Here is an 18012-nt window from a genome sequence, read left to right on the forward strand (position 1 = left end):
ATCTATGCCGCCGTCAGCCGGCTGGCCGCCCCATCATGCGACGCCGGCACAGCTGATGCGCCTGAAGGATACCCAGACCCTGTTCCGCGCTGCCATCCGGAACGGCGACAGGGTGGAGCGGGCGCTGCTCAACGAACGCTTCCACGCGATCATCGGAGAGATGGCCGACAACGAATATCTGATGCCGTCGCTGCGGCGGCTGCTGATCGATCATACCCGGATCGGGATGACCTTCTACGATCCGCACAATCGCATGCTGGCGGCCCAGCGCGAGGAGGCCGCCGACCAGCACGACCGGTTCATCGCCCTGATCGAGGCCGGCGATGCCGACGGGGCCGCCGCCCTGGCCCTGGCCCATTGGGAGCTGTCGCGCAGCGCCCTCGAAAGCTTCGTCATGCCCGCGAGCCTCGAGATTCCGCTGGGCGCCACCCCCGCGCCGAGGGCCATGGCATGAGATTCGACGGCATCTGGACCCCCGTCATCACGCCCCATCGCGAGGACGGCGCGATCGACCGCGACGCCCTTGTCGCGCAGATGGAATACCTGATCGCGCAGGGTGTCCACGGGATCATCAGCGGCGGGTCCACGGGCGAATACTATGCCCAGTCGATGGAGGAGCGCCGCGCGATGGCGAGCCTCGCCCGCGAGGTCACGCAGGGGCGCGTGCCGCTGATGGTCGGCACCGTGGCGATCAGGCTCGAGGACTCGATCGCCATGGCCGAACATGCCGCCCGCATCGGGGCCGATGCGATCCTCGTGGGCAGCCCGCCCTATGCAGTGCCGACCGAACGCGAGAACGCCCTGAACGCGCTGGCCATCGACCGCGCCTGCGGCCTGCCGATCATGCTGTATAACTACCCCGGCCGCATGGGCGTGACCATGGGCGAGGAATTCCTGGATCGCGTGGGCCGGTCCCGCAACTTCTGCGCCATCAAGGAAAGCTCGGGCGACATCAACCGCCTCCATCTTCTGGCCCGCGACTACCCGCATATCCAGATGTCCTGCGGCATGGACGACCAGGCGCTGGAATTCTTCGCCTGGGGCGCGCGGTCGTGGGTCTGTGGCGGGTCGAACATCCTGCCGGCCGAGCACATCGCGCTGTGGAAGGCCTGCGCCGTCGAGGGCGATTTCGCCAAGGGCCGCCGGATCATGTCGGCCCTGATGCCGCTGATGCGGGTGCTGGAACAGGGCGGCAAGTTCATCCAGTGCATCAAGCACGGCTGCGAGATGATGGGCCGATATGCCGGCCCGCCGCGCCCGCCGCTCAAACCCCTGAACAAGGACGAGAAGCGCGAGCTGGAACAGGTCGTGCGCGTCCTGAGGACCACCATCGCACGGATCGAGGCGGAGCACGGCCGATGACCCTGCTGACCCATGACGAATACAAGGCCATCGCCGCCTCGCTCACCTTCCCGACCACCGCCTTCATCGACGGCCGTTTCCGCCCGGCGATCTCGGGCCGCACCTTCGACACCGTGAACCCCGCCACCGGCGAGGTGCTGGCCCAGGTCGCCGCCTGCGGGACCGAGGACGTGGACCTGGCCGTCGCCAAGGCCCGCGACGCCTTCGAGGACGGCCGCTGGTCGCGCCTGCCCCCGCGGGAGCGGAAGGAAACGCTCATCCGATTGGCGAAGCTGGTGAAGCGCAATGCCCGCGAACTCGCGGTGCTGGAAAGCCTCGATTCCGGCAAGACGATCCACGACTGCGAGACCGTGGACCTGCCCGAGACGATCCACTGCCTGATCTGGCATGCGGAACTCATCGACAAGCTCTACGACCACGTCGCCCCGGCCTCGGACGACCATATCGCCCTGATCGTCCGCGAGCCGGTGGGTGTGGTGGGCCTGGTCCTGCCCTGGAACTTCCCGCTGCTGATGCTGGCCTGGAAGATCGGCCCGGCGCTGGCCGCGGGCTGTTCGGTCATCGTCAAGCCCGCCGAGGAAACCCCGCTGACCGCGCTGCGCCTGGCCGAACTCGCGCATGAGGCGGGCCTTCCGCCGGGTGTCCTCAACGTCCTTCCGGGCACCGGGCCCGAAGTGGGCGAGCCGATCGGGCGGCACATGGACATCGACGCGGTCTCCTTCACCGGCTCGACCGAGACCGGCCGCCGCTTCCTGCGCTATGCCGCCGAGTCGAACCTCAAGGAGGTCACGCTCGAGATGGGCGGCAAGAACCCCGCCGTGGTGCTGGACGATGCCGAGAATCTCGACCGCGTTGCGGCGCACATCGTCAATGGCGCCTTCTGGAACGCAGGCCAGAACTGCTCGGCCTCCTCGCGCCTGATCGTGCAGAAGGGGGTGAAGGACGCCCTTCTGCAACGCATCCTGGCCCATGCCCGCGAATGGCCGGTGGGCGACCCGCTCGACCCGGTGAACCGGGTCGGCGCGCTGGTGTCGAAGGCGCATTTCGACAAGGTGTGCAGCTATCTGGAGACGGGCGCGAAGGTCATCCTCGGCGGCAGGGCCGAGAAGGGGTTTGTCGAACCCACGATCCTCGAGGTTGCGCGCGACAGCCGGCAGGCGCGGGACGAGATCTTCGGCCCGGTCCTGTCGGTCCTGGCGGTGGAGAGCTTCGACGAGGCCATCGCGCTGGCCAACGCCACCGAATACGGCCTTGCCGCCAGTCTCTTCACCGGCAACGTCAAGCGCGCCCTGCGCGGGGCGCGGGCGATCCGGGCGGGCACGGTGACGGTGAACAGCTATGGCGAGGGCGATGCGACCACGCCCTTCGGCGGCTTCAGGGCCAGCGGATTCGGCGGGCGCGACAAGGGACGCGAGGCCCATGACCAGTATACCCGGATCAAAACGATCTGGGTGGACCTCGCCGATGACGCGCCCGAGGCGGTGGACTGATGCGCCTCGGGTTCCTCGGCACCGGAGAGATCGCCGCCGCGATGCTGCGCGGGCTCAAGGGGCAGGGGCATGACATCCGGGTCTCGCCCCGCAACGCCGAGATGGCCCGCATCCTGGCCGCCGAGATGCCGGGCGTCCGCATCGCCCCGAACGAAGAGGTGGTGGCCGGGTCGGAGGTGGTGTTCCTCTGCCTCCTCGCCCGCGTGGCGTGGGAGGTGCTGCCGGGCCTGCCCTTCCGTGCGGATCACAAGGTGATCTCGGTCATGGTGGACGCGCCCCTGGCAAGGCTGCGCGCCGTCTGCGCCCCGGCGGCCGACATCGCCATCGCCATCCCGCTGCCCCCCATCGCGCAGGGCGGATGCCCGCTGCCGGTCTATCCCGCCTCTCCGGTGCTCGAGACCCTCTACGGGGCGCGCAATCCCGTCCTGCCGCAACCCTCCGAGGCGGCGCTGGCCGCGCATCTGGGCGTTTCGGCGATCTGCGCGCCGATCCTCGATCAGCTTCTTGCGGCGGCCGACTGGCTGGCCGGCTTCACCGGCGATCCGCGCGCCGCCGAGGCCCATGTCGCCGCCATGATCCGCGCCTATCTGCCCCAGCGGGCGCAAGGCGGGGACATGGCCGCCGCCCTGGCCGGGTTGTCCACCGAAGGCGGCCTCAACGCCACGCTGCGTGCGGCCATGCGCGGGGCGCGGGACGATCTGCGCCGGGGCCTCGACGGGTTCCGCGATCGGCTCGGCCTCCCGGAGGGCGGCGCATGACCCCTCGCCGCGTGCGCCGCATGCCCGTCTTCCGCGGCCCCGCCGCCTGGTCGGCGATCCTGCCCGGCCAGCCCGCCCCCGTGGCCTTGCCCGGAGACCAGACCGTCGATGTCGCCATCGTCGGCGGCGGCTTTGCGGGGCTCTCCGCCGCGCGCCGCCTGCGCCAGATCGACCCGACGGCAAGGGTCGCCGTGCTGGAGGCCGGGCGCCTGGCCGAGGGCGCCTCGGGCCGCAACTCGGGCTTCATGATCGACCTGCCGCACGAGCTGACCTCGGACGACTATGCCGGCCACGGCGACGACCGCGCAATGATCGCGCTGAACCGCCATGCCATCGCTTTCGCCCGCGAGGCGGTGCAGGACTACGGCATCAGGGCCGATTACTTCGACCCCGCCGGCAAGGTGAACGGCGCGGCCTCCGAGGCGGCGGATGCGCTGAACCGCAGCTATGCCGAGCACCTGACCGCGCTCGGCGAGCCCTGGGAGCGGCTGGATGCGCAGGCGATGTTCGAGCTGACCGGCAGCCGCCATTACCTGTCGGGCCTCTACACGCCGGGCACGGTGATGCTGCAACCGGCAGGCTACATCCGGGGCCTCGGCGAGGGGCTGCGCAAGGCGGGCGTCGGCATCTGGGAACAGACCCCCGTCACCGCCTTCGCCCGCCAGGGCGGCGGCTGGACCCTGACCACGCCGCGCGGTTCCGTCAGTGCGGGTCAGGTGATCCTGGCCAACAACGGCCATCTCGAAAGCTTCGGCTTCGCCCGCGGGCGGCTGATGCATGTGTTCCTCTACGCCTCGATGACGGTAGAGCTTCCCCCCGAGGCGCTGAAGGTGCTGGGCGGGCGGCCGCGCTGGGGCATCACGCCCTCGGATCCGATGGGCACCACCATGCGCCGGATCGACACGCCCCTTGGCGGCCACCGCATCGTCACCCGCAGCTGCGCCAGCTTCCTGCCGGGGATGGAGCCGTCCCAGGCCGCCCTGGCCCGCGTCGCCGCCGTCCATCGCGCCAAGTTCGCCGACCGCTTCCCCCAGCTTGCCGGCGTGCGGCAGGAATACAGCTGGGCCGGGCATCTCTGCCTGACGCGCAACGCTGTCTCCATCGCGCGGGAACTGGAGCCGGGCCTCTTCGCCGCCGCCGTCTGCAACGGGCTCGGCACCACGCGCTCGACCCTCACCGGCATCGCCGCGGCGGAGCTGGCGATGGGGCAGGAATCCGACGTGACGCGGCACTTCGCCGCCGAGGCGGAGCCCGCCCGCCTGCCGCCCGAACCCTTCGCCAGTCTGGGCGCCAATGCCTTCCTGCGGTTCAGGGAATGGCGCGCGCGCCGGGACTAGCAAGCGACATGGCCGCCGGGCGCCGCCCTCCCCCCCCGTCGGGGAGGGGGATGGGCGGCCGGGGGAACCGAGAAAGGAGCGCAGGATGACCTTCAGACGCATGATCACCGCCGTCGAGACCCATTCCGGCATCCCGATGCGGGTCATCACCGGCGGCGTGGGCCACATCCCCGGCGCGTCGGTGCAGGACAAGATGCGCTGGCTCGAGGCCCATGACGACGGCCTGCGCAAGCTCGTCCCTGCGCGAGCCGCGCGGCTATCCGGCGCATTGCTGCAACCTCCTGGTGCCACCCTCCCACCCCGAGGCGCAGGCGGGCTACATCATCATGGAGCAGGTCGAATATCCGATGATGTCGGGCGGCAACACCATCGCCGTCGTCACCGTGCTGCTGGAGACCGGGATCATCCCGATGCAGGAACCCGTGACCGAGCTCACGCTCGAGGCCCCCGCAGGTCTCATCCGTGTCCGCGCCGACTGCGCGGGCGGCAAGGTCAGGGCCGTCACCTTCCGCAATGTGCCCGCCTTCGCCGCCCATCTCGATGCCGTGATCGACGTGCCTCATCTGGGCAAGGTCACCGTCGATGTCGGCTGGGGCGGGATGTTCTACGTCATCGCCGATGTGCGCCAGTTCAGGGGTCTGCAACTGATCCCCGAACACGGGCGAGAGATCGCGCGCATCTCGGCGATGATCCGGCAGGCCGCCATCGAGCAGCTTCCCGTCGCGCATCCCGATTATCCGGGCGTCGGGATCACCATCTCGCAGCTCTCCGGCCCCTCTGACGATCCCGGCGCCGACTGGAAGAACGCCGTCACCATGGCGACCGGTCCCCTGGACTGGGACGACCCCGCCACCTGGACCGGCGCCATCGACCGCTGCCCCTGCGGGACGGGGACCTGCGCGAAGATGGCGGTCCTGCACGCGAAGGGCGAGCTGCCCCTTGGCCGCGACTTCCGCCATCAGGGCATCCTCGGCACCGTCTATACCGGGCGGCTGGTCGAGGAGACCCGGATCGGCGACCGGGTCGCCGTGGTGCCCACGATCTCGGGCCGGGCCTGGATTTCCGGCTTCAGCACGCTGGTGCTCGACCCCGAAGACCCCCTGCCCGAGGGCTACCGGCTGGGCGACATCTGGGCCTGACCGGGGCGCGCCGCTGCGCCCCCGCGGCAGGGGCTGTCATGGCGGCAGGCTCAGCTTCACCATGCGCCCGCCGTCCACGGCGAAGGTCTGGCCGGAGACGAAGCCCGCCTCCCCGGAGGCGAGCCAGGCCACCAGCGCGGCGACATCCGGGGGATCTCCCGTGCGCCGCGCCGGTGACCAGCGCGGTTCTCCCTTCGAACCGTCCCATCTCAATGCTCCGTGTTCAGCGCATCCACCGCCGGGATCTCGCGCGTCCGTCGGGCGATGAAATCCTGCAGCGCCTCGGCGATGCCGGGATCGAGCGGCGGTTCCTCGTAATCGGCCAGAAGCTGGCGGGCATGGGCCAGCGCGCGGGCGGTGATCTCCTGCGCGCCTTCGGCCTGCCACTGCTCGATCGAGTTGTTGTCGAAGAGGCGCGGCATGAAGAAGGCGCGCTCGAAATTCTCCAGCGTGTGCGGGTGGCCGAGGTAGTGGCCGCCGGGGCCGACATCGCGCACCGCCTGCATGCCGGCCTCGAAGTCGTCCCAGCGGATGCCCTCGGCCATGCGGTAACCCATGGCGCAGACCTCGGCATCGACGACGAACTTGGCCACCGAGCAGTGCATCCCCGCCTCGTTCCAGCCTGCCGAATGCCAGATGTAGTTGCAGCCCGCATGCAGCACGGCGTTCATCGTCATGGCGGACTCGTAGCCCGCCTGGGCGTCGAAGGTCTTGGCCCCGCCGAGCAGGTTCGAGCTGCGCCAGGGCACGCCGTAGAACCGCGCCATCTGGCCGATCATGAAGTTCATCAGGCTGATCTCGGGCGTCCCCGCCATCGGCGCGCCCGACTTCATGTTCACCGTCGAGAGGTAATGGCCGTAGATCGCGGGGCAGCCCCTGCGCACGACCTGGGTATAGGCCAGCGCCGACAGCGCCTCGGCATTGAGCTGCGCCACCGACGGCGCCACGGAAGCAGGCGTGTTCGCGCCGCCAAGGACGAAGGGCGAGCAGAGGACGGGCTGGCGGCGCCGGCAGAAGGCGCGCATGGCCGAGAGCATGGTTTCGTCCCAGACCAGCGGCGAGTTGCCGTTGCAGTTGCCGGTGACGACGGGCGTTTCCTCCATCACTTCGGCGCCGAACAGGATCTCGCACATGGCCATCACGTCCTCGGCGTTCCTGCCTGAGGTCGTCATGCCCATGAAGGTCTTGTCGGAATGCTTGATCGACGACCATGTGATGTGGAGGTGCCGGTGGCTGACCTTGATGTCCATCGGCTCCACGATGTGATGCGCGGTGGAATGCAGCGCCGGCGACATGTGGGCGAGCTTGTGGAACATGTGCAGGTCGGCGAGCGTCGGCCAGCGGCGCACGTCGTCGAGATCGCGCAGGAAGGGCGCGCCGGTCATCGGCACGAAGATCGAATGCCTGCCGCCGAAGGGCAGGTTCTTCGCCGGGTTCCGCGCCCGGTAGGTCCAGCCCGAGGGGATCGAGGCGATGAGCTCGCGCACGAGGCCACGGTCGAGGTGCACGCGCTCGCCCCGCACATCGGCCCCGGCGCGCGCCAGTCCTCCAGCGCGACGGGGTCGCGGAAGACGACGCCCACATCCTCGAGGATCGCCATCGAGGCCGCGTCGATCCGTTCGACCTGTTCGGGTGTCATCGGTTCGCAATGGGGCAGGGCACGGCGCAGCGCGGGCAACATGCCGAGGTCGGGCGCGCTGCGGGCGGCACGACGACCGGTCCGGCCGCCGCTGCGGACATTGCGGATGCCGACCGGGGCGGACTCTGCTGACATCGGATCCTCCTGGCATCGAAGGGGGAAGAACGGGCCTCGTCATCCAGCCGCAGCGGCCCGCCGGGGGCAGGCCCCGGGACGAACCGCCTGCGACAGGAAGCGACTCTGCCGTGGCGGGGACGGTCTTGTCCCGAACAGGGGGCGATGATCGGATCGCGATGACCCGACCGAAGGACCGCCATCATGACCGGGATCCGTCGCAACCTGCCCCCGCTTGCGCTGTTCGTGACTTTCGAGGCGGCGGCACGGCTCGGCAGTTTCACGCGCGCCGCCGCCGAGATGGGGATCACGCAGGCCGCGGTCAGCCGGCAGGTGCGGCGGCTCGAGGAAGAGTTGGGCCTGCGCCTCTTCCTTCGGGCCCATCGGCGGGTGGAGCCGACCCCCGCCGGCCGGCATCTGGCCGCAACGCTGACCGAGATCTTTGGCCGCCTGACCGAAACCGTCGAGGCGATCCGCCCCGTCCCGGCCAGGGACATGGTCGTCGTCGCCACGACGCTGGCCTTTGCCCATTTCTGGCTGGTGCCGCGCCTGCCCCTGTTCCGGGCGCGACATCCGGGGGTGCGCCTGCGCCTGATCTCGGAGGATGCCGCCTTCGACCTGCGGCAGGATCGCATCGATGCCGTCGTGCGCTATGGCTGCCCTCCCTTTGCGGACGGCACGATCCTGGCCAGCATGGCGGACGAGGTGTTCCCGGTGGCCAGCCCCGCCCTGCTGGAGAGGGATCCGGCAGCGGCGCTTCCGGCGATCGGGCTCGAATGGCCGGACCCGTCCTGGCTGTCCTGGGAAAGATGGGCCCGGCTGGCCGGGGCGGACGGGCAGGCGATCCCGGCGCCCTTCCTGCGCTTCAACCATTACATCGATGCCGTGCAAGCCGCGATCAACGGAGAGGGCGTTGTCCTCGGCTGGCGCAGGCTGATCGCACAGGCCCTGCGGGAGGGGCGCCTTGTGCGTGTCGGCCATGCTTCGGCGGTTCCGGTGGAGCGCTATCATGTCCTCGTCCCCGCGCTCCGCCGTCCCGGTCCGGGGGCACAAGCCTTCTGCGACTGGCTGCAGGAGGAGTTCGCGCGCGATCCCTGACCGCGGTCCCTTCCATCCGCTCCGATCCATGACTCAGGCGTATGGATCGGTGACTGCTTTGGGGCCGTCACGCCGCCGGGGATGACGGTTATCCTGAGCGGAGGACAGGCCGGGAACCGGGGAGGAGAGACAGACCATGGCACAGCATGCAGGGACGATCGCCGCCGCGATGCCGGCGGGGCGCAGCGGCGGGCGCGAGGGACGCCGGGCCGAACGCAGCGGCCCGCGCCCCGTGGCCCGCGCCCCCTGGATCCGCCGGGGCATCCCACCCTATGACATCCTGTCCGAGGACAATCTCTGCCGGATCGAGGCCGCCGCCGACCGGATCCTGTGGGAAACCGGGATCGAGTTCCGCGACGATCCGCCCGCGCTGGAGCACTGGCGGCGCGCCGGGGCCGTGGTGGACGGGGTACGGGTGCGCTTTCCCCCCGGCCTGCTGCGCGAGATCCTGTCGAGCGCGCCGGCCGAATTCGTCCAGCATGCCCGGAACCCGGCCAATTCCGTGCGCATCGGGGGGGACAATGTCGTCTTCGCTCCGGCCTACGGCTCGCCCTTCGTGATGGATCTCGACCGGGGGCGCCGCTTCGGCACGCTGGAGGATTTCCGCAACTTCGTCCGCCTGGCGCAATCCTATCCCTGGTTCCACCATTCCGGCGGCACGATCTGCGAACCGACCGACATCCCCGTGAACAAGCGCCATCTCGACATGGTGCTGGCGCATCTGACGCTGTCGGACCGGCCCTTCCTCGGTTCCGTGACGGCCGAAAGCCGGGCCGAGGACAGCATCGAGATGGCGCGGATCGTCTTCGGCCACGACTTCGTGGAAGCGAACTGCGTCATCATGGGCAATGTCAATGTCAACTCGCCCCTCGTCTGGGACGGCACGCTGACGCGATCCCTGCGCGCCTATGCCCGCGCCAATCAGGGGGTGATCGTCGTGCCCTTCATCCTGGGCGGCGCCATGGGGCCGGTGACCACCGCCGGCGCCATCGCCCAGTCCCTGGCCGAGACGATGGCAGGCTGCGCCCTGGCCCAGCTCGAACGGCCCGGCGCCCCCGTGGTCTTCGGCAATTTCCTGTCCTCGATGGCGCTGCGTTCGGGCGCGCCGACCTTCGGCACGCCGGAACCGGCCGTGGGGTCGCTCGTGGTCGGGCAGCTCTGCCGCCGTCTGCGCCTGCCGCTGCGCTGTTCGGGCAACTTCACGACATCCAAGCTTCCCGATGCGCAGGCGATGACGGAAGGGACCATGTCCATGCTGGCCGCCATCCATTGCGGCGCCAACTACATCCTGCATGCCGCGGGCTTCCTCGACGGGCTGCTGTCGATGTCCTACGAGAAGTTCGTGCTCGATGCCGATCTGTGCGGAGCGCTTCATGCCTATCTGGCCGGCGTGACGGTGGACGACAGCCATCTGGCGGTGGAGGCCTTTGCCGAGGTCGGACCGGGCAACCATTTCTTCGGCTGCAGCCACACCCTGGCCCATTATCAGTCGGCCTTCTGGGACAGCGAGACCGCCGACAACGACCCGTTCGAGAAATGGGAGGCGGGCGGCGCCCTCGACGCCGCGAGGCGGGCCCATGCGATCTGGAAGCGCCGCCTGCGCGACTTCGAGCCGCCCCCCATCGATGCGGGCCTGTCCGAGGCGCTGGCCGATTTCGTGGCCCGACGGAAGGCCTCGATGGAGGACATGTGGTACTGACATCGCCCCGGGCGGCGCCCGGCCCCCGTGCGGTCAGGCGGTCATCATCTCCTTGGTCGCGCTCAGACGCAGGGCCGGAAAGTCGCGCTGGACGCGGTCGATGTCCCATTGCAGGCGAGTCAGGAACACCACATCGCCGTCATTGTCATGGGCGATATGCGCCTTGTTCTTCGCGATCAGTTCGTCCACCGCCTCGCGCGGGCCCTGGACCCAGCGGGCAGAGGTGAACTGCGTCCCCTCGAAGCGGACGGGCAGGCCGTATTCCAGCTCGATCCGGCTGGCCAGCACGTCGAACTGGAGGGCGCCCACCACCCCGACGATATGCCCCGAGCCGATCAGCGGCTTGAACACCTTGGCCGCGCCTTCCTCGGCGAACTGCATCAGGGCCTTTTCCAGATGCTTGGCCTTCATGGGGTCGCCGGGGCGGACGGCCTGGAGCAGCTCGGGCGCGAAGGAGGGGATGCCGGTGACGCGCAGGGCCTCGCCCTCGGTCAGGGTGTCGCCGATGCGCAACTGCCCGTGATTCGGGATGCCGATGATGTCGCCGGCCCAGGCCTCCTCGGCCAGCTCGCGATCGGCGGCGAGGAACAGCACGGGGGCGGAGACCGTGATGGGCTTGCCTGCGCGGACATGATACAGCTTCATTCCCCGCTCGAAATGGCCCGAGGCGAGGCGGACAAAGGCCACGCGGTCGCGGTGCTTGGGGTCCATGTTCGCCTGCACCTTGAAGACGAAGCCGGTGACGGTTTCCTCCTCCGGGGCGATCTGGCGCGGCTCGGCCCGCTGGGGCTGGGGCTCGGGACCATAGGCGCCGATACCGTCCATCAGCTCGCGCACGCCGAAGCTGTTGATCGCGGAGCCGAACCAGATGGGGGTGAGATGCCCTTCGAGCACCGCCTGCCGGTCGAAGGGGGGCAGCAGGCCGCGCGCCATCTCCACCTCCTCGCGCAGGCGGGCGAGCAGCTCGGGCGGCACATGTTCCGCGATGCGGGGGTCGTCCAGGCCGTCGATCTTGACGCTTTCGGCCAGGCGGTTGCGGTCGGCGCGGTCCATCAGCTCCAGCCGGTCATGCAGGAGATCATAGGCGCCGATGAAATCGCGCCCCATCCCGATCGGCCATGAGGCCGGCGTGACATCGATGGCCAGTGTCTCCTGGATCTCCGAGATGATCTCGAAGGTATCCCGGCTTTCGCGGTCCATCTTGTTGCAGAAGGTCAGGATCGGCAGGTCGCGCAGGCGGCAGACCTCGAAGAGCTTGCGCGTCTGGCTTTCCACCCCCTTGGCGCCGTCGATCACCATGACGGCGGCATCCACGGCCGTCAGCGTGCGATAGGTGTCCTCGGAGAAGTCGGAGTGGCCCGGCGTATCGACGAGGTTGAAGCGCCAGTCGCGATAGTCGAAGGACATCGCCGAGGCGGAGACGGAGATGCCGCGCTCCTTCTCCATCTGGAGAAAGTCCGATCGCGTGCGCCGGGCCTCGCCCTTGGCGCGCACCTGCCCGGCCATCTGGATCGCTCCGCCGAACAGCAGGAACTTCTCGGTCAGCGTGGTCTTGCCCGCATCCGGATGCGAGATGATCGCAAAGGTCCGGCGGCGGGCGATCTCGGGCGGCAGGGGGGCACGGTTCGACATGGCGGCCCACATAAGGGGCGGCCGGGTCCGGGGCAACCGCATGGCAGGGAAACGCAGCAGAGGGCCGGCCCGGCACGGGGCCGCAGCCCCAAGATGGCCTATCGCGCCGCGGAAGCCCGGCGCAGCAGCTCGACAGCCTCGGCTCTGGGCAGAAGGCTTTCGGTGACTTCGTAGCGCAGATGGCGGCGGGGTGCGTGGGGAGGAGTGTTTTCCGGCAGGGCGGCGCGCGTGAGCGAATCCACGATCACCGATTCGGCGGCGATGCCTTCGGCGAAGATGATCTGATGGTCGTCGAACACGATCTGGAAATAGTCGACATGGCCGCCTTCGCGCACATAGACGGTGTCGCCGTTCACCAGATGGCGCACCTTGACCAGCACCTCGGCCCGGCCGGTGCCGAGCCAGTCCTGCCGCTGCCAGACGAAGATGCGGTGATCCGGGGCCAGCACGAGGTCATGGGCATTGTGCAGAACGCCCTTGCGGATCACCACCGGGGCAAAGGCACCGATGGCGCGCAGCGTGCAGCAGCCGATCCAGCGGATCGGCTGGGGCCCGTCGTCACGCGTCAGGACACGGTCGCCCACGCGCAGCGCCTCGACCGGCACCTGTTCGCCCGATGCCATGGTGATGCGCGTGCCCCGGACAAAGGAGGCGCTGGCCGCCTGGGCCAGCCGCCGGGTCGCGGCGTGGCGGTCGATCCCCACGAGGCGATAGTCCCGCTTGGGCATGAGCGGAGCCAGCGGCAGCCCGTAGATCTCGGCCACGGCATCGTCCTCGACTTCGACAAGGACCAGCATCTCGATCAGATGGCCATCCGGTTCGGCCAGGGTCAGGCAGCAGTCCAGGTGCAGCCTGTGGCCCGGTTGCCCGGTGGGCGAGCCATCGGCGATGGCGATCCGGCCGTCCGGCGCGATCGCCGCGACAAGATCGAGATGCGGCGCCTCGGGGGAGAGCTGATAGATGTCGTCGAGAACGAGATCATCGGCGATCCCCAGCCCGTCGCCGCGGGCCGCGCCCAGCGTGACGACAAAGGCCGCTGCCGGCACGACACGAAGGCTCTGGATCGCCGCAGGGCCCCCGGGGGCCGACGCAGGGCGGAGCGGGTGGAAATCGGTCATCGGATCGGACGGAACAGACAGCCGGGGGTTGCAGTGCCGGCAAGGCTAGGTTCATGCAGCGCAGGGGTCAACGCAGGGGAGACAGCATGGATCTGGGGATCAGGGGACGTCGGGCCATGGTGACGGGGGCCTCGCGCGGTCTGGGTCGGGGCTGTGCCGAGGCGTTGGCCGCCGAAGGGGTGGATCTCGTGATCGCAGCCCGGGGGCGCGAACCCCTGGAGGAGACGGCCGCCGCGATCCGTGCCCGCCATGGCGTGGCCGTGACGGCCGTCATCGCCGATGTGACCACCGACGCGGGCCGCGCCGCCTTGCGCGAGGCCGCGGGCGAGCTCGATATCCTGGTGACCAATGCGGGCGGCCCGCCGCCCGGTCGCTGGGAGGATTTCGGCCCCGAAGCGCTGCAGCGCGCCCTGGAGGCCAGCATGCTGGCCCCCATCGCGCTGATGCGCGACCATCTGCCGGGCATGATCGCGCGCGGCTGGGGGCGGGTGGTCAACATCACCTCCTCGGCGGTGGTCGCCCCCACGCGGGCGCTCGGCCTCTCGACGGCAGCGCGCATGGGGCTGACCGGCTGGGTCGCCAACACCGCGCGCGAGGTGGCAGGGCAGGGCGTGACGATCAACAACCTGCTGCCGGGCAGTCACGAGACCGACCGCATCCGCCGGCTCGATCAGGATGCCGCCGAACGCGAAGGGCTGACACCCGAGGCCGTCCGCGCCCGCGCTCTGGCACGCATTCCCGCAGGCCGCTATGGCGATCCGGCCGCCTTCGGGGCGGTCTGCGCCTTCCTGTGTTCCGAACAGGCCGGCTATATCGTCGGACAGAACATCCTGGTCGATGGCGGCGCAGTGGCGCGCACGCTGTGACGCTTGTCCCCGTCCGTCCGATCCCCTAGATGTCCGAATGTTTCCGTCGGGAATGGGGGATGGCGTGGCGCCACGTCTGGCGATCGAGGGGCTGACGCGGCGGTTCGACGGGCGGGCGGTCGTGGACGGCGTGTCGATGGCCATCGAGGCCGGGCAGGTGAGCTGTCTTCTCGGTCCCTCGGGCTGCGGCAAGTCCACGACGCTGCGCCTGATCGCCGGGGTGGACTGGCCGGATGCCGGCAGGATCCATGTGGATGGCCAGCCCGTCGTGGACGGCGCTGCGCGCGTGCCGCCCGAAAGGCGGGGCATCGGCCTGATGTTTCAGGACTTTGCCCTGTTTCCCCATCTCACGGTGGCGGACAATGTGGCCTTCGGCCTGCCCCGGCGCGATCCCGGCACGGCGGCGCGCGTGCGCGATCTTCTGGACCGGGTCGGCATGACCCATCATGCCGCCGCCTATCCCCATCAGCTCTCCGGGGGCGAACAGCAGCGGGTGGCGCTGGCGCGGGCCCTTGCGCCCCGTCCGCGCATCCTGCTGATGGACGAGCCCTTCTCGGGTCTCGATGACCGCCTGCGCGACGATATCCGGGACGAGACGCTCGCGGTTCTCAAGGCCGAAGGCACGGCGGTGCTTCTGGTCACGCATGACCCCGCCGAGGCGATGCGCATGGCCGACGAGATCCTGCTGATGCGCGAGGGCCGCATCGTCCAGCGCGGCGCCCCCTACACGATCTACAACAATCCCGTCGATCTGCAGGCCGCCGCCTTCTTCAGCGATCTCAATGTCATCCGCGGTCGGGTGCAGGGGGCCCTGACGCAGACGCCCTTCGGCCCCTTCCTGGCACCGGGTGTGCCCGACGGCACCGAGGTGGACATCGCCATCCGGCCCCAGCATCTGGCCATCGATTTCGACCGGGCCGGGCGCGGCCCCCTTCCGACGGCCAGCCATGGCGATGCGGCACGCGGCATCGTGGAGCGGGCGCGCTTCATCGGGGCCGTCAGTCTGGTGGAACTGCGCATGGAGCATGACGGCTCGCTGCTCAAGGCGGCGGTGCCGTCCGTCTTCCTGCCCCGGCCCGGCACGCCGCTGTGGGTGATGTTCCGACGCGACCGCTGCTTTGTCTTCCCGCGCGGGCAGGCGGCCCGCCCGCAAGACCCGCAGAATCAGTCGCGCGCGGCGTGACGGTCGGACAGACGGCGCCCCGGCTCGTCGGCAAAGAGATGGGGCAGGGGGACGACGTCCTCGATCAGATCCATGCGCAGATCGGCAAAACCTCCGGTCGTCTCGCACCAGACCGTCACGGTCCAGACCCGCCCCCAGTAGTCGAGCCGCAGCGGACGCACCACGCGCTGCGGCGCTTCGGGGTCGGGGGGGATCACGAGGCGGAGCTTCTGGCGCGCGCGGATCGCCGCCCGGATCGTCGGCATGTGGCGGAAACCGCGGGCCGCATCGGCAAAGGCCCCGATGGCAAGGCCCATCGGGGCAGCGGCGGGCGGGGGTCGGCCCTCGGGCAGCACCGCGTCGAGCTTGTCGCCAAGCGAGCGGGCCGCGGCCCTGAGCCCGTCATCGCCCGCCTCGGCGACGACCGCCAGCCCGAGCTGGAGCGCCTCCAGCTCCTCCAGCGTCAGGTTCAGCGGCGGCAACGTGACCTCGGCTGTCGCCATGTAGCCCAGGCCCCTCTCTCCCGCGATCGGCACCCCGGAGGCGATCAGCGTATCGAGGTCGCGATAGATCTGCCGCCGCGACACGCCCAGACGCCGGGCCAGATCCTCGGCCCGGTGCAGGCGGCCATCGCGCAGGATCCGCGACAGGGCAAAGAGACGGTCGGTGCGGGAGATCGCCATCGGAGGGTCAACTGACAGGTTCCTGTCACAAAATGCGACCCGAATCGCCCTTTGCAAGGTTCCGCCCGAGGCGTCCCTGCGCTAGAGAGGGCGAGCCACGCGATGGGAGATCCGTCATGCTCAACAACATCGGCCTTCCCGGCCTTCTGCTGATCGCGGTCGTCGTGCTCGTCCTGTTCGGGCGCGGGAAGATCGCATCCATGATGGGCGAGGTCGGCAAGGGCATCACCGCCTTCCGCAAAGGGATGGAAGATGGCCGCCGCGAGATCGAGGAGGGCCACGCCGCCCCGGCCCAGGACGTGACCCCGGTGCCGCAGGTCACGGCACAGTCCGGCACCACGCTGCACGGCGCCCAGGGGAACCAGGCCGCCCCGACGGTTCCCGCGGACACGACCCGCAGCCAGGGCTGACGCCCGCAGGGTCGGGAGGCAGGCCATGTTCGACCTCGGCTGGTCCGAGATGATCCTGATCGGCGTCGTGGCGCTGATCGTCGTCGGACCGAAGGATCTGCCCAACCTGTTCCGCTCGCTGGGGCAGGCGGTGGGCAAGGCGCGCGGCATGGCGCGCGAATTCACCCGCGCGATGGAGGCGGCCGCGGACGAATCGGGCATGCGCGAGATCGACCGGACCATCCGCGCCGCGACCCGGCCCCTGAGCTATGCCACGGACCGGCTGCGCGAAACGGCGCTGGGTCCGTCCCGCTCCCCGTCCGCCTCGACCATCCCGCCGGCCGGCACACCCCTGACATCGCCTTCCCCGACCCCTGCTCCGGGAGCCGCCGGTCCGGCGACTCAGGCCCTTTCGGCCGAACGCGAAAGGCAGCGCGCCGAGGCGCTGGCCGCTGCCGCCGAGCGCCGCGCCGCCGAGGCCGAACGTCGCGCCGCCGAGGCCGAGCGCCGCGCCGCCGAGTTCGAACGCCGCGCCGCCGCCGCGCGCGAGGCTGCCGCGCGCGAGGCCCCTCCCACCCGCACGGATGAGACGGCATGACAGCCAGACCCAAGACGCCCGATCCGGTGGACGAGGTCGAAGCCTCCTCGGCCCCTCTCATCGAACATCTGGCCGAGCTGAGGACCCGCATCATCTGGTCCATGCTGGCCTTCGTTGTCGCGATCTTCCTGTGCTTCTTCGTCTGGGAGCCGATCTACGGCTTCCTGACGCGCCCGCTCTGCGATGCGCTGAACGCGCGGGGACAGAACTGCCAGCTCATCTTCATCAGCCTCCAGGAAGGCTTCTTCCTCGCCTTCTCGATTTCGGTCATGGCGGGGTTCGCCCTGTCCTTTCCCGTCATCTCCTACCAGATGTGGCGCTTCGTCGCCCCCGGCCTCTACCGCAACGAGAAGCAGGCCTTCCTCCCCTTCCTGCTGGCTTCGCCCCTGATGTTCTTCCTCGGCGCGGCCTTCGCGTATTACATCGTCACCCCGATGGCCTTCAGCTTCTTCCTGACCTTCCAGGATCCGGGCACGCTGGCCGGCGAGGGGGGGGAGGCGGCCGCAGGCGCCGCCTCGGCGGCGATGGTCTTCCAGGGCTCGGCCCGGTCCTATCTGAACCTGACGATGAGCTTCATCGTCGCCTTCGGTCTGTGCTTCCAGCTTCCCGTGCTGCTGACCCTCATGGGGCGGGCGGGCCTCATCACCTCGCGCGGGCTGGGGCGGATGCGCAAATACGCCATCGTCGGCATCCTGGTTCTGGCCGCCCTCGCGACCCCGCCCGACATGATGAGCCAGATCATCCTCTTTGCCGCGGTCTATCCGCTTTATGAGGTCTCGATCCTGCTGATCCGCCGCAGCGAGAAGGCGCGCGAGGCGCGGCTGCGGGCCGAGGGCCTTCTGGGCGAGAACGAATCCCTTTTCGACGAGGCAGAGGACAATCTCGCCTCGGGAGGCAAGGCATGAGCTTCGAAGCAGCCGGCACCGGG

The 18012-nt window shown here is 69.8% G+C and carries 16 protein-coding genes and 2 pseudogenes; 13 read left to right on the plus strand and 5 right to left on the minus strand.

Going from position 1 to position 18012, the window contains the following annotated elements:
* Positions 1-55 precede the first annotated feature (55 nt).
* The 6 genes from RUTHE_RS18130 to RUTHE_RS01410 all read left to right on the plus strand — a co-directional run bounded on the left by RUTHE_RS18130 (position 56) and on the right by RUTHE_RS01410 (position 6086).
* Positions 56-454 (plus strand): FCD domain-containing protein, encoded by a 399-nt coding sequence (locus tag RUTHE_RS18130; RefSeq protein ID WP_021096436.1) that lies wholly within the window; start codon positions 56-58, stop codon positions 452-454.
* Positions 451-1362 (plus strand): dihydrodipicolinate synthase family protein, encoded by a 912-nt coding sequence (locus tag RUTHE_RS01390; RefSeq protein WP_021096437.1) that lies wholly within the window; start codon positions 451-453, stop codon positions 1360-1362. Before RUTHE_RS18130 ends, RUTHE_RS01390 begins: the two co-directional genes overlap by 4 nt.
* The gene (locus RUTHE_RS01395; RefSeq protein ID WP_021096438.1) at positions 1359-2852 is read left to right on the plus strand and encodes an aldehyde dehydrogenase; all 1494 of its coding nucleotides are present in this window, start codon (positions 1359-1361) and stop codon (positions 2850-2852) included. Before RUTHE_RS01390 ends, RUTHE_RS01395 begins: the two co-directional genes overlap by 4 nt.
* Complete coding sequence (locus tag RUTHE_RS01400; RefSeq protein ID WP_021096439.1) at positions 2852-3610, plus strand: NAD(P)-binding domain-containing protein; 759 nt, start codon at positions 2852-2854, stop codon at positions 3608-3610. The genes RUTHE_RS01395 and RUTHE_RS01400 overlap by 1 nt, the downstream gene beginning before the upstream one ends.
* Entirely contained in the window at positions 3607-4947 is a 1341-nt protein-coding gene (locus RUTHE_RS01405; protein ID WP_021096440.1) for an NAD(P)/FAD-dependent oxidoreductase, read from the plus strand. Before RUTHE_RS01400 ends, RUTHE_RS01405 begins: the two co-directional genes overlap by 4 nt.
* A gap of 212 nt (positions 4948-5159) precedes the next feature.
* Positions 5160-6086, plus strand: coding sequence for a proline racemase family protein (locus RUTHE_RS01410; protein WP_021096441.1), 927 nt, complete (start codon positions 5160-5162; stop codon positions 6084-6086).
* A 36-nt stretch (positions 6087-6122) separates the two neighbouring features.
* Here the strand turns inward: RUTHE_RS01410 and RUTHE_RS16910 are convergent, their stop codons facing one another.
* Together RUTHE_RS16910 and RUTHE_RS16915 are read right to left on the minus strand one after the other, a co-directional pair.
* The gene (locus RUTHE_RS16910) at positions 6123-6299 is read right to left on the minus strand and encodes an SDR family oxidoreductase (RefSeq protein ID WP_021096442.1); all 177 of its coding nucleotides are present in this window, start codon (positions 6297-6299) and stop codon (positions 6123-6125) included.
* Positions 6296-7860 (minus strand): annotated as a pseudogene (locus RUTHE_RS16915) (trimethylamine methyltransferase family protein). Before RUTHE_RS16915 ends, RUTHE_RS16910 begins: the two are co-directional and overlap by 4 nt.
* 183 nt (positions 7861-8043) lie before the next feature.
* On the opposite strand from RUTHE_RS16915, the gene RUTHE_RS01420 reads away from it, so the two are divergent.
* Both RUTHE_RS01420 and RUTHE_RS01425 read left to right on the plus strand, forming a co-directional pair.
* On the plus strand, positions 8044-8937 hold the full coding sequence (locus RUTHE_RS01420; RefSeq protein ID WP_021096444.1) for a LysR substrate-binding domain-containing protein: 894 nt from the start codon (positions 8044-8046) through the stop codon (positions 8935-8937).
* A 136-nt stretch (positions 8938-9073) separates the two neighbouring features.
* Positions 9074-10636 carry a trimethylamine methyltransferase family protein gene (locus RUTHE_RS01425; protein WP_021096445.1) on the plus strand — a complete coding sequence of 521 codons (1563 nt, stop codon included), beginning with the start codon at positions 9074-9076 and terminating at the stop codon, positions 10634-10636.
* A 33-nt stretch (positions 10637-10669) separates the two neighbouring features.
* Here RUTHE_RS01425 and RUTHE_RS01430 read toward each other — a convergent pair whose 3' ends face one another.
* Positions 10670-12280, minus strand: coding sequence for a peptide chain release factor 3 (locus tag RUTHE_RS01430; protein ID WP_040644921.1), 1611 nt, complete (start codon positions 12278-12280; stop codon positions 10670-10672).
* Positions 12281-12366: 86 nt separating this feature from the next.
* Positions 12367-13386 carry a Hint domain-containing protein gene (locus RUTHE_RS01435; protein ID WP_021096447.1) on the minus strand — a complete coding sequence of 340 codons (1020 nt, stop codon included), beginning with the start codon at positions 13384-13386 and terminating at the stop codon, positions 12367-12369.
* An 86-nt stretch (positions 13387-13472) separates the two neighbouring features.
* Between RUTHE_RS01435 and RUTHE_RS01440 the strand changes: the two genes are divergently transcribed.
* Positions 13473-14252, plus strand: coding sequence for an SDR family oxidoreductase (locus RUTHE_RS01440; RefSeq protein ID WP_021096448.1), 780 nt, complete (start codon positions 13473-13475; stop codon positions 14250-14252).
* A 37-nt stretch (positions 14253-14289) separates the two neighbouring features.
* Positions 14290-15435 (plus strand): ABC transporter ATP-binding protein, encoded by a 1146-nt coding sequence (locus tag RUTHE_RS01445; protein WP_144079609.1) that lies wholly within the window; start codon positions 14290-14292, stop codon positions 15433-15435.
* Here the strand turns inward: RUTHE_RS01445 and RUTHE_RS01450 are convergent.
* Positions 15417-16091 (minus strand): helix-turn-helix transcriptional regulator, encoded by a 675-nt coding sequence (locus RUTHE_RS01450; RefSeq protein WP_040645102.1) that lies wholly within the window; start codon positions 16089-16091, stop codon positions 15417-15419. The two genes, RUTHE_RS01445 and RUTHE_RS01450, sit on opposite strands and share 19 nt — an antisense overlap.
* 122 nt (positions 16092-16213) lie before the next feature.
* Here RUTHE_RS01450 and RUTHE_RS01455 point away from each other — a divergent pair.
* The 3 genes and pseudogenes from RUTHE_RS01455 to tatC form a co-directional block, all read left to right on the plus strand.
* Positions 16214-16405: pseudogene (locus RUTHE_RS01455) on the plus strand (twin-arginine translocase TatA/TatE family subunit); the annotation flags it as partial.
* A gap of 127 nt (positions 16406-16532) precedes the next feature.
* The gene (tatB, locus tag RUTHE_RS01460; protein ID WP_021096452.1) at positions 16533-17084 is read left to right on the plus strand and encodes a Sec-independent protein translocase protein TatB; all 552 of its coding nucleotides are present in this window, start codon (positions 16533-16535) and stop codon (positions 17082-17084) included.
* Positions 17081-17989 carry a twin-arginine translocase subunit TatC gene (gene tatC, locus RUTHE_RS01465; protein WP_021096453.1) on the plus strand — a complete coding sequence of 303 codons (909 nt, stop codon included), beginning with the start codon at positions 17081-17083 and terminating at the stop codon, positions 17987-17989. Before tatB ends, tatC begins: the two co-directional genes overlap by 4 nt.
* Positions 17990-18012: the final 23 nt, after the last annotated feature.

This window comes from Rubellimicrobium thermophilum DSM 16684 (assembly GCF_000442315.1).
Lineage (GTDB): Bacteria > Pseudomonadota > Alphaproteobacteria > Rhodobacterales > Rhodobacteraceae > Rubellimicrobium > Rubellimicrobium thermophilum.

Bases quoted from the DNA above. Each gene is read 5' to 3' on its own strand.
- RUTHE_RS18130 (WP_021096436.1), top strand. From the start codon at position 56: ATGCGCCTGAAGGATACCCAGACCCTGTTCCGCGCTGCCATCCGGAAC.
- RUTHE_RS01390 (WP_021096437.1), top strand. From the start codon at position 451: ATGAGATTCGACGGCATCTGGACCCCCGTCATCACGCCCCATCGCGAG.
- RUTHE_RS01395 (WP_021096438.1), top strand. From the start codon at position 1,359: ATGACCCTGCTGACCCATGACGAATACAAGGCCATCGCCGCCTCGCTC.
- RUTHE_RS01400 (WP_021096439.1), top strand. From the start codon at position 2,852: ATGCGCCTCGGGTTCCTCGGCACCGGAGAGATCGCCGCCGCGATGCTG.
- RUTHE_RS01405 (WP_021096440.1), top strand. From the start codon at position 3,607: ATGACCCCTCGCCGCGTGCGCCGCATGCCCGTCTTCCGCGGCCCCGCC.
- RUTHE_RS01410 (WP_021096441.1), top strand. From the start codon at position 5,160: ATGACGACGGCCTGCGCAAGCTCGTCCCTGCGCGAGCCGCGCGGCTAT.
- RUTHE_RS01420 (WP_021096444.1), top strand. From the start codon at position 8,044: ATGACCGGGATCCGTCGCAACCTGCCCCCGCTTGCGCTGTTCGTGACT.
- RUTHE_RS01425 (WP_021096445.1), top strand. From the start codon at position 9,074: ATGGCACAGCATGCAGGGACGATCGCCGCCGCGATGCCGGCGGGGCGC.
- RUTHE_RS01430 (WP_040644921.1), bottom strand. From the start codon at position 12,280: ATGTGGGCCGCCATGTCGAACCGTGCCCCCCTGCCGCCCGAGATCGCC.
- RUTHE_RS01435 (WP_021096447.1), bottom strand. From the start codon at position 13,386: ATGACCGATTTCCACCCGCTCCGCCCTGCGTCGGCCCCCGGGGGCCCT.
- RUTHE_RS01440 (WP_021096448.1), top strand. From the start codon at position 13,473: ATGGATCTGGGGATCAGGGGACGTCGGGCCATGGTGACGGGGGCCTCG.
- RUTHE_RS01445 (WP_144079609.1), top strand. From the start codon at position 14,290: ATGTTTCCGTCGGGAATGGGGGATGGCGTGGCGCCACGTCTGGCGATC.
- tatB (WP_021096452.1), top strand. From the start codon at position 16,533: ATGTTCGACCTCGGCTGGTCCGAGATGATCCTGATCGGCGTCGTGGCG.
- tatC (WP_021096453.1), top strand. From the start codon at position 17,081: ATGACAGCCAGACCCAAGACGCCCGATCCGGTGGACGAGGTCGAAGCC.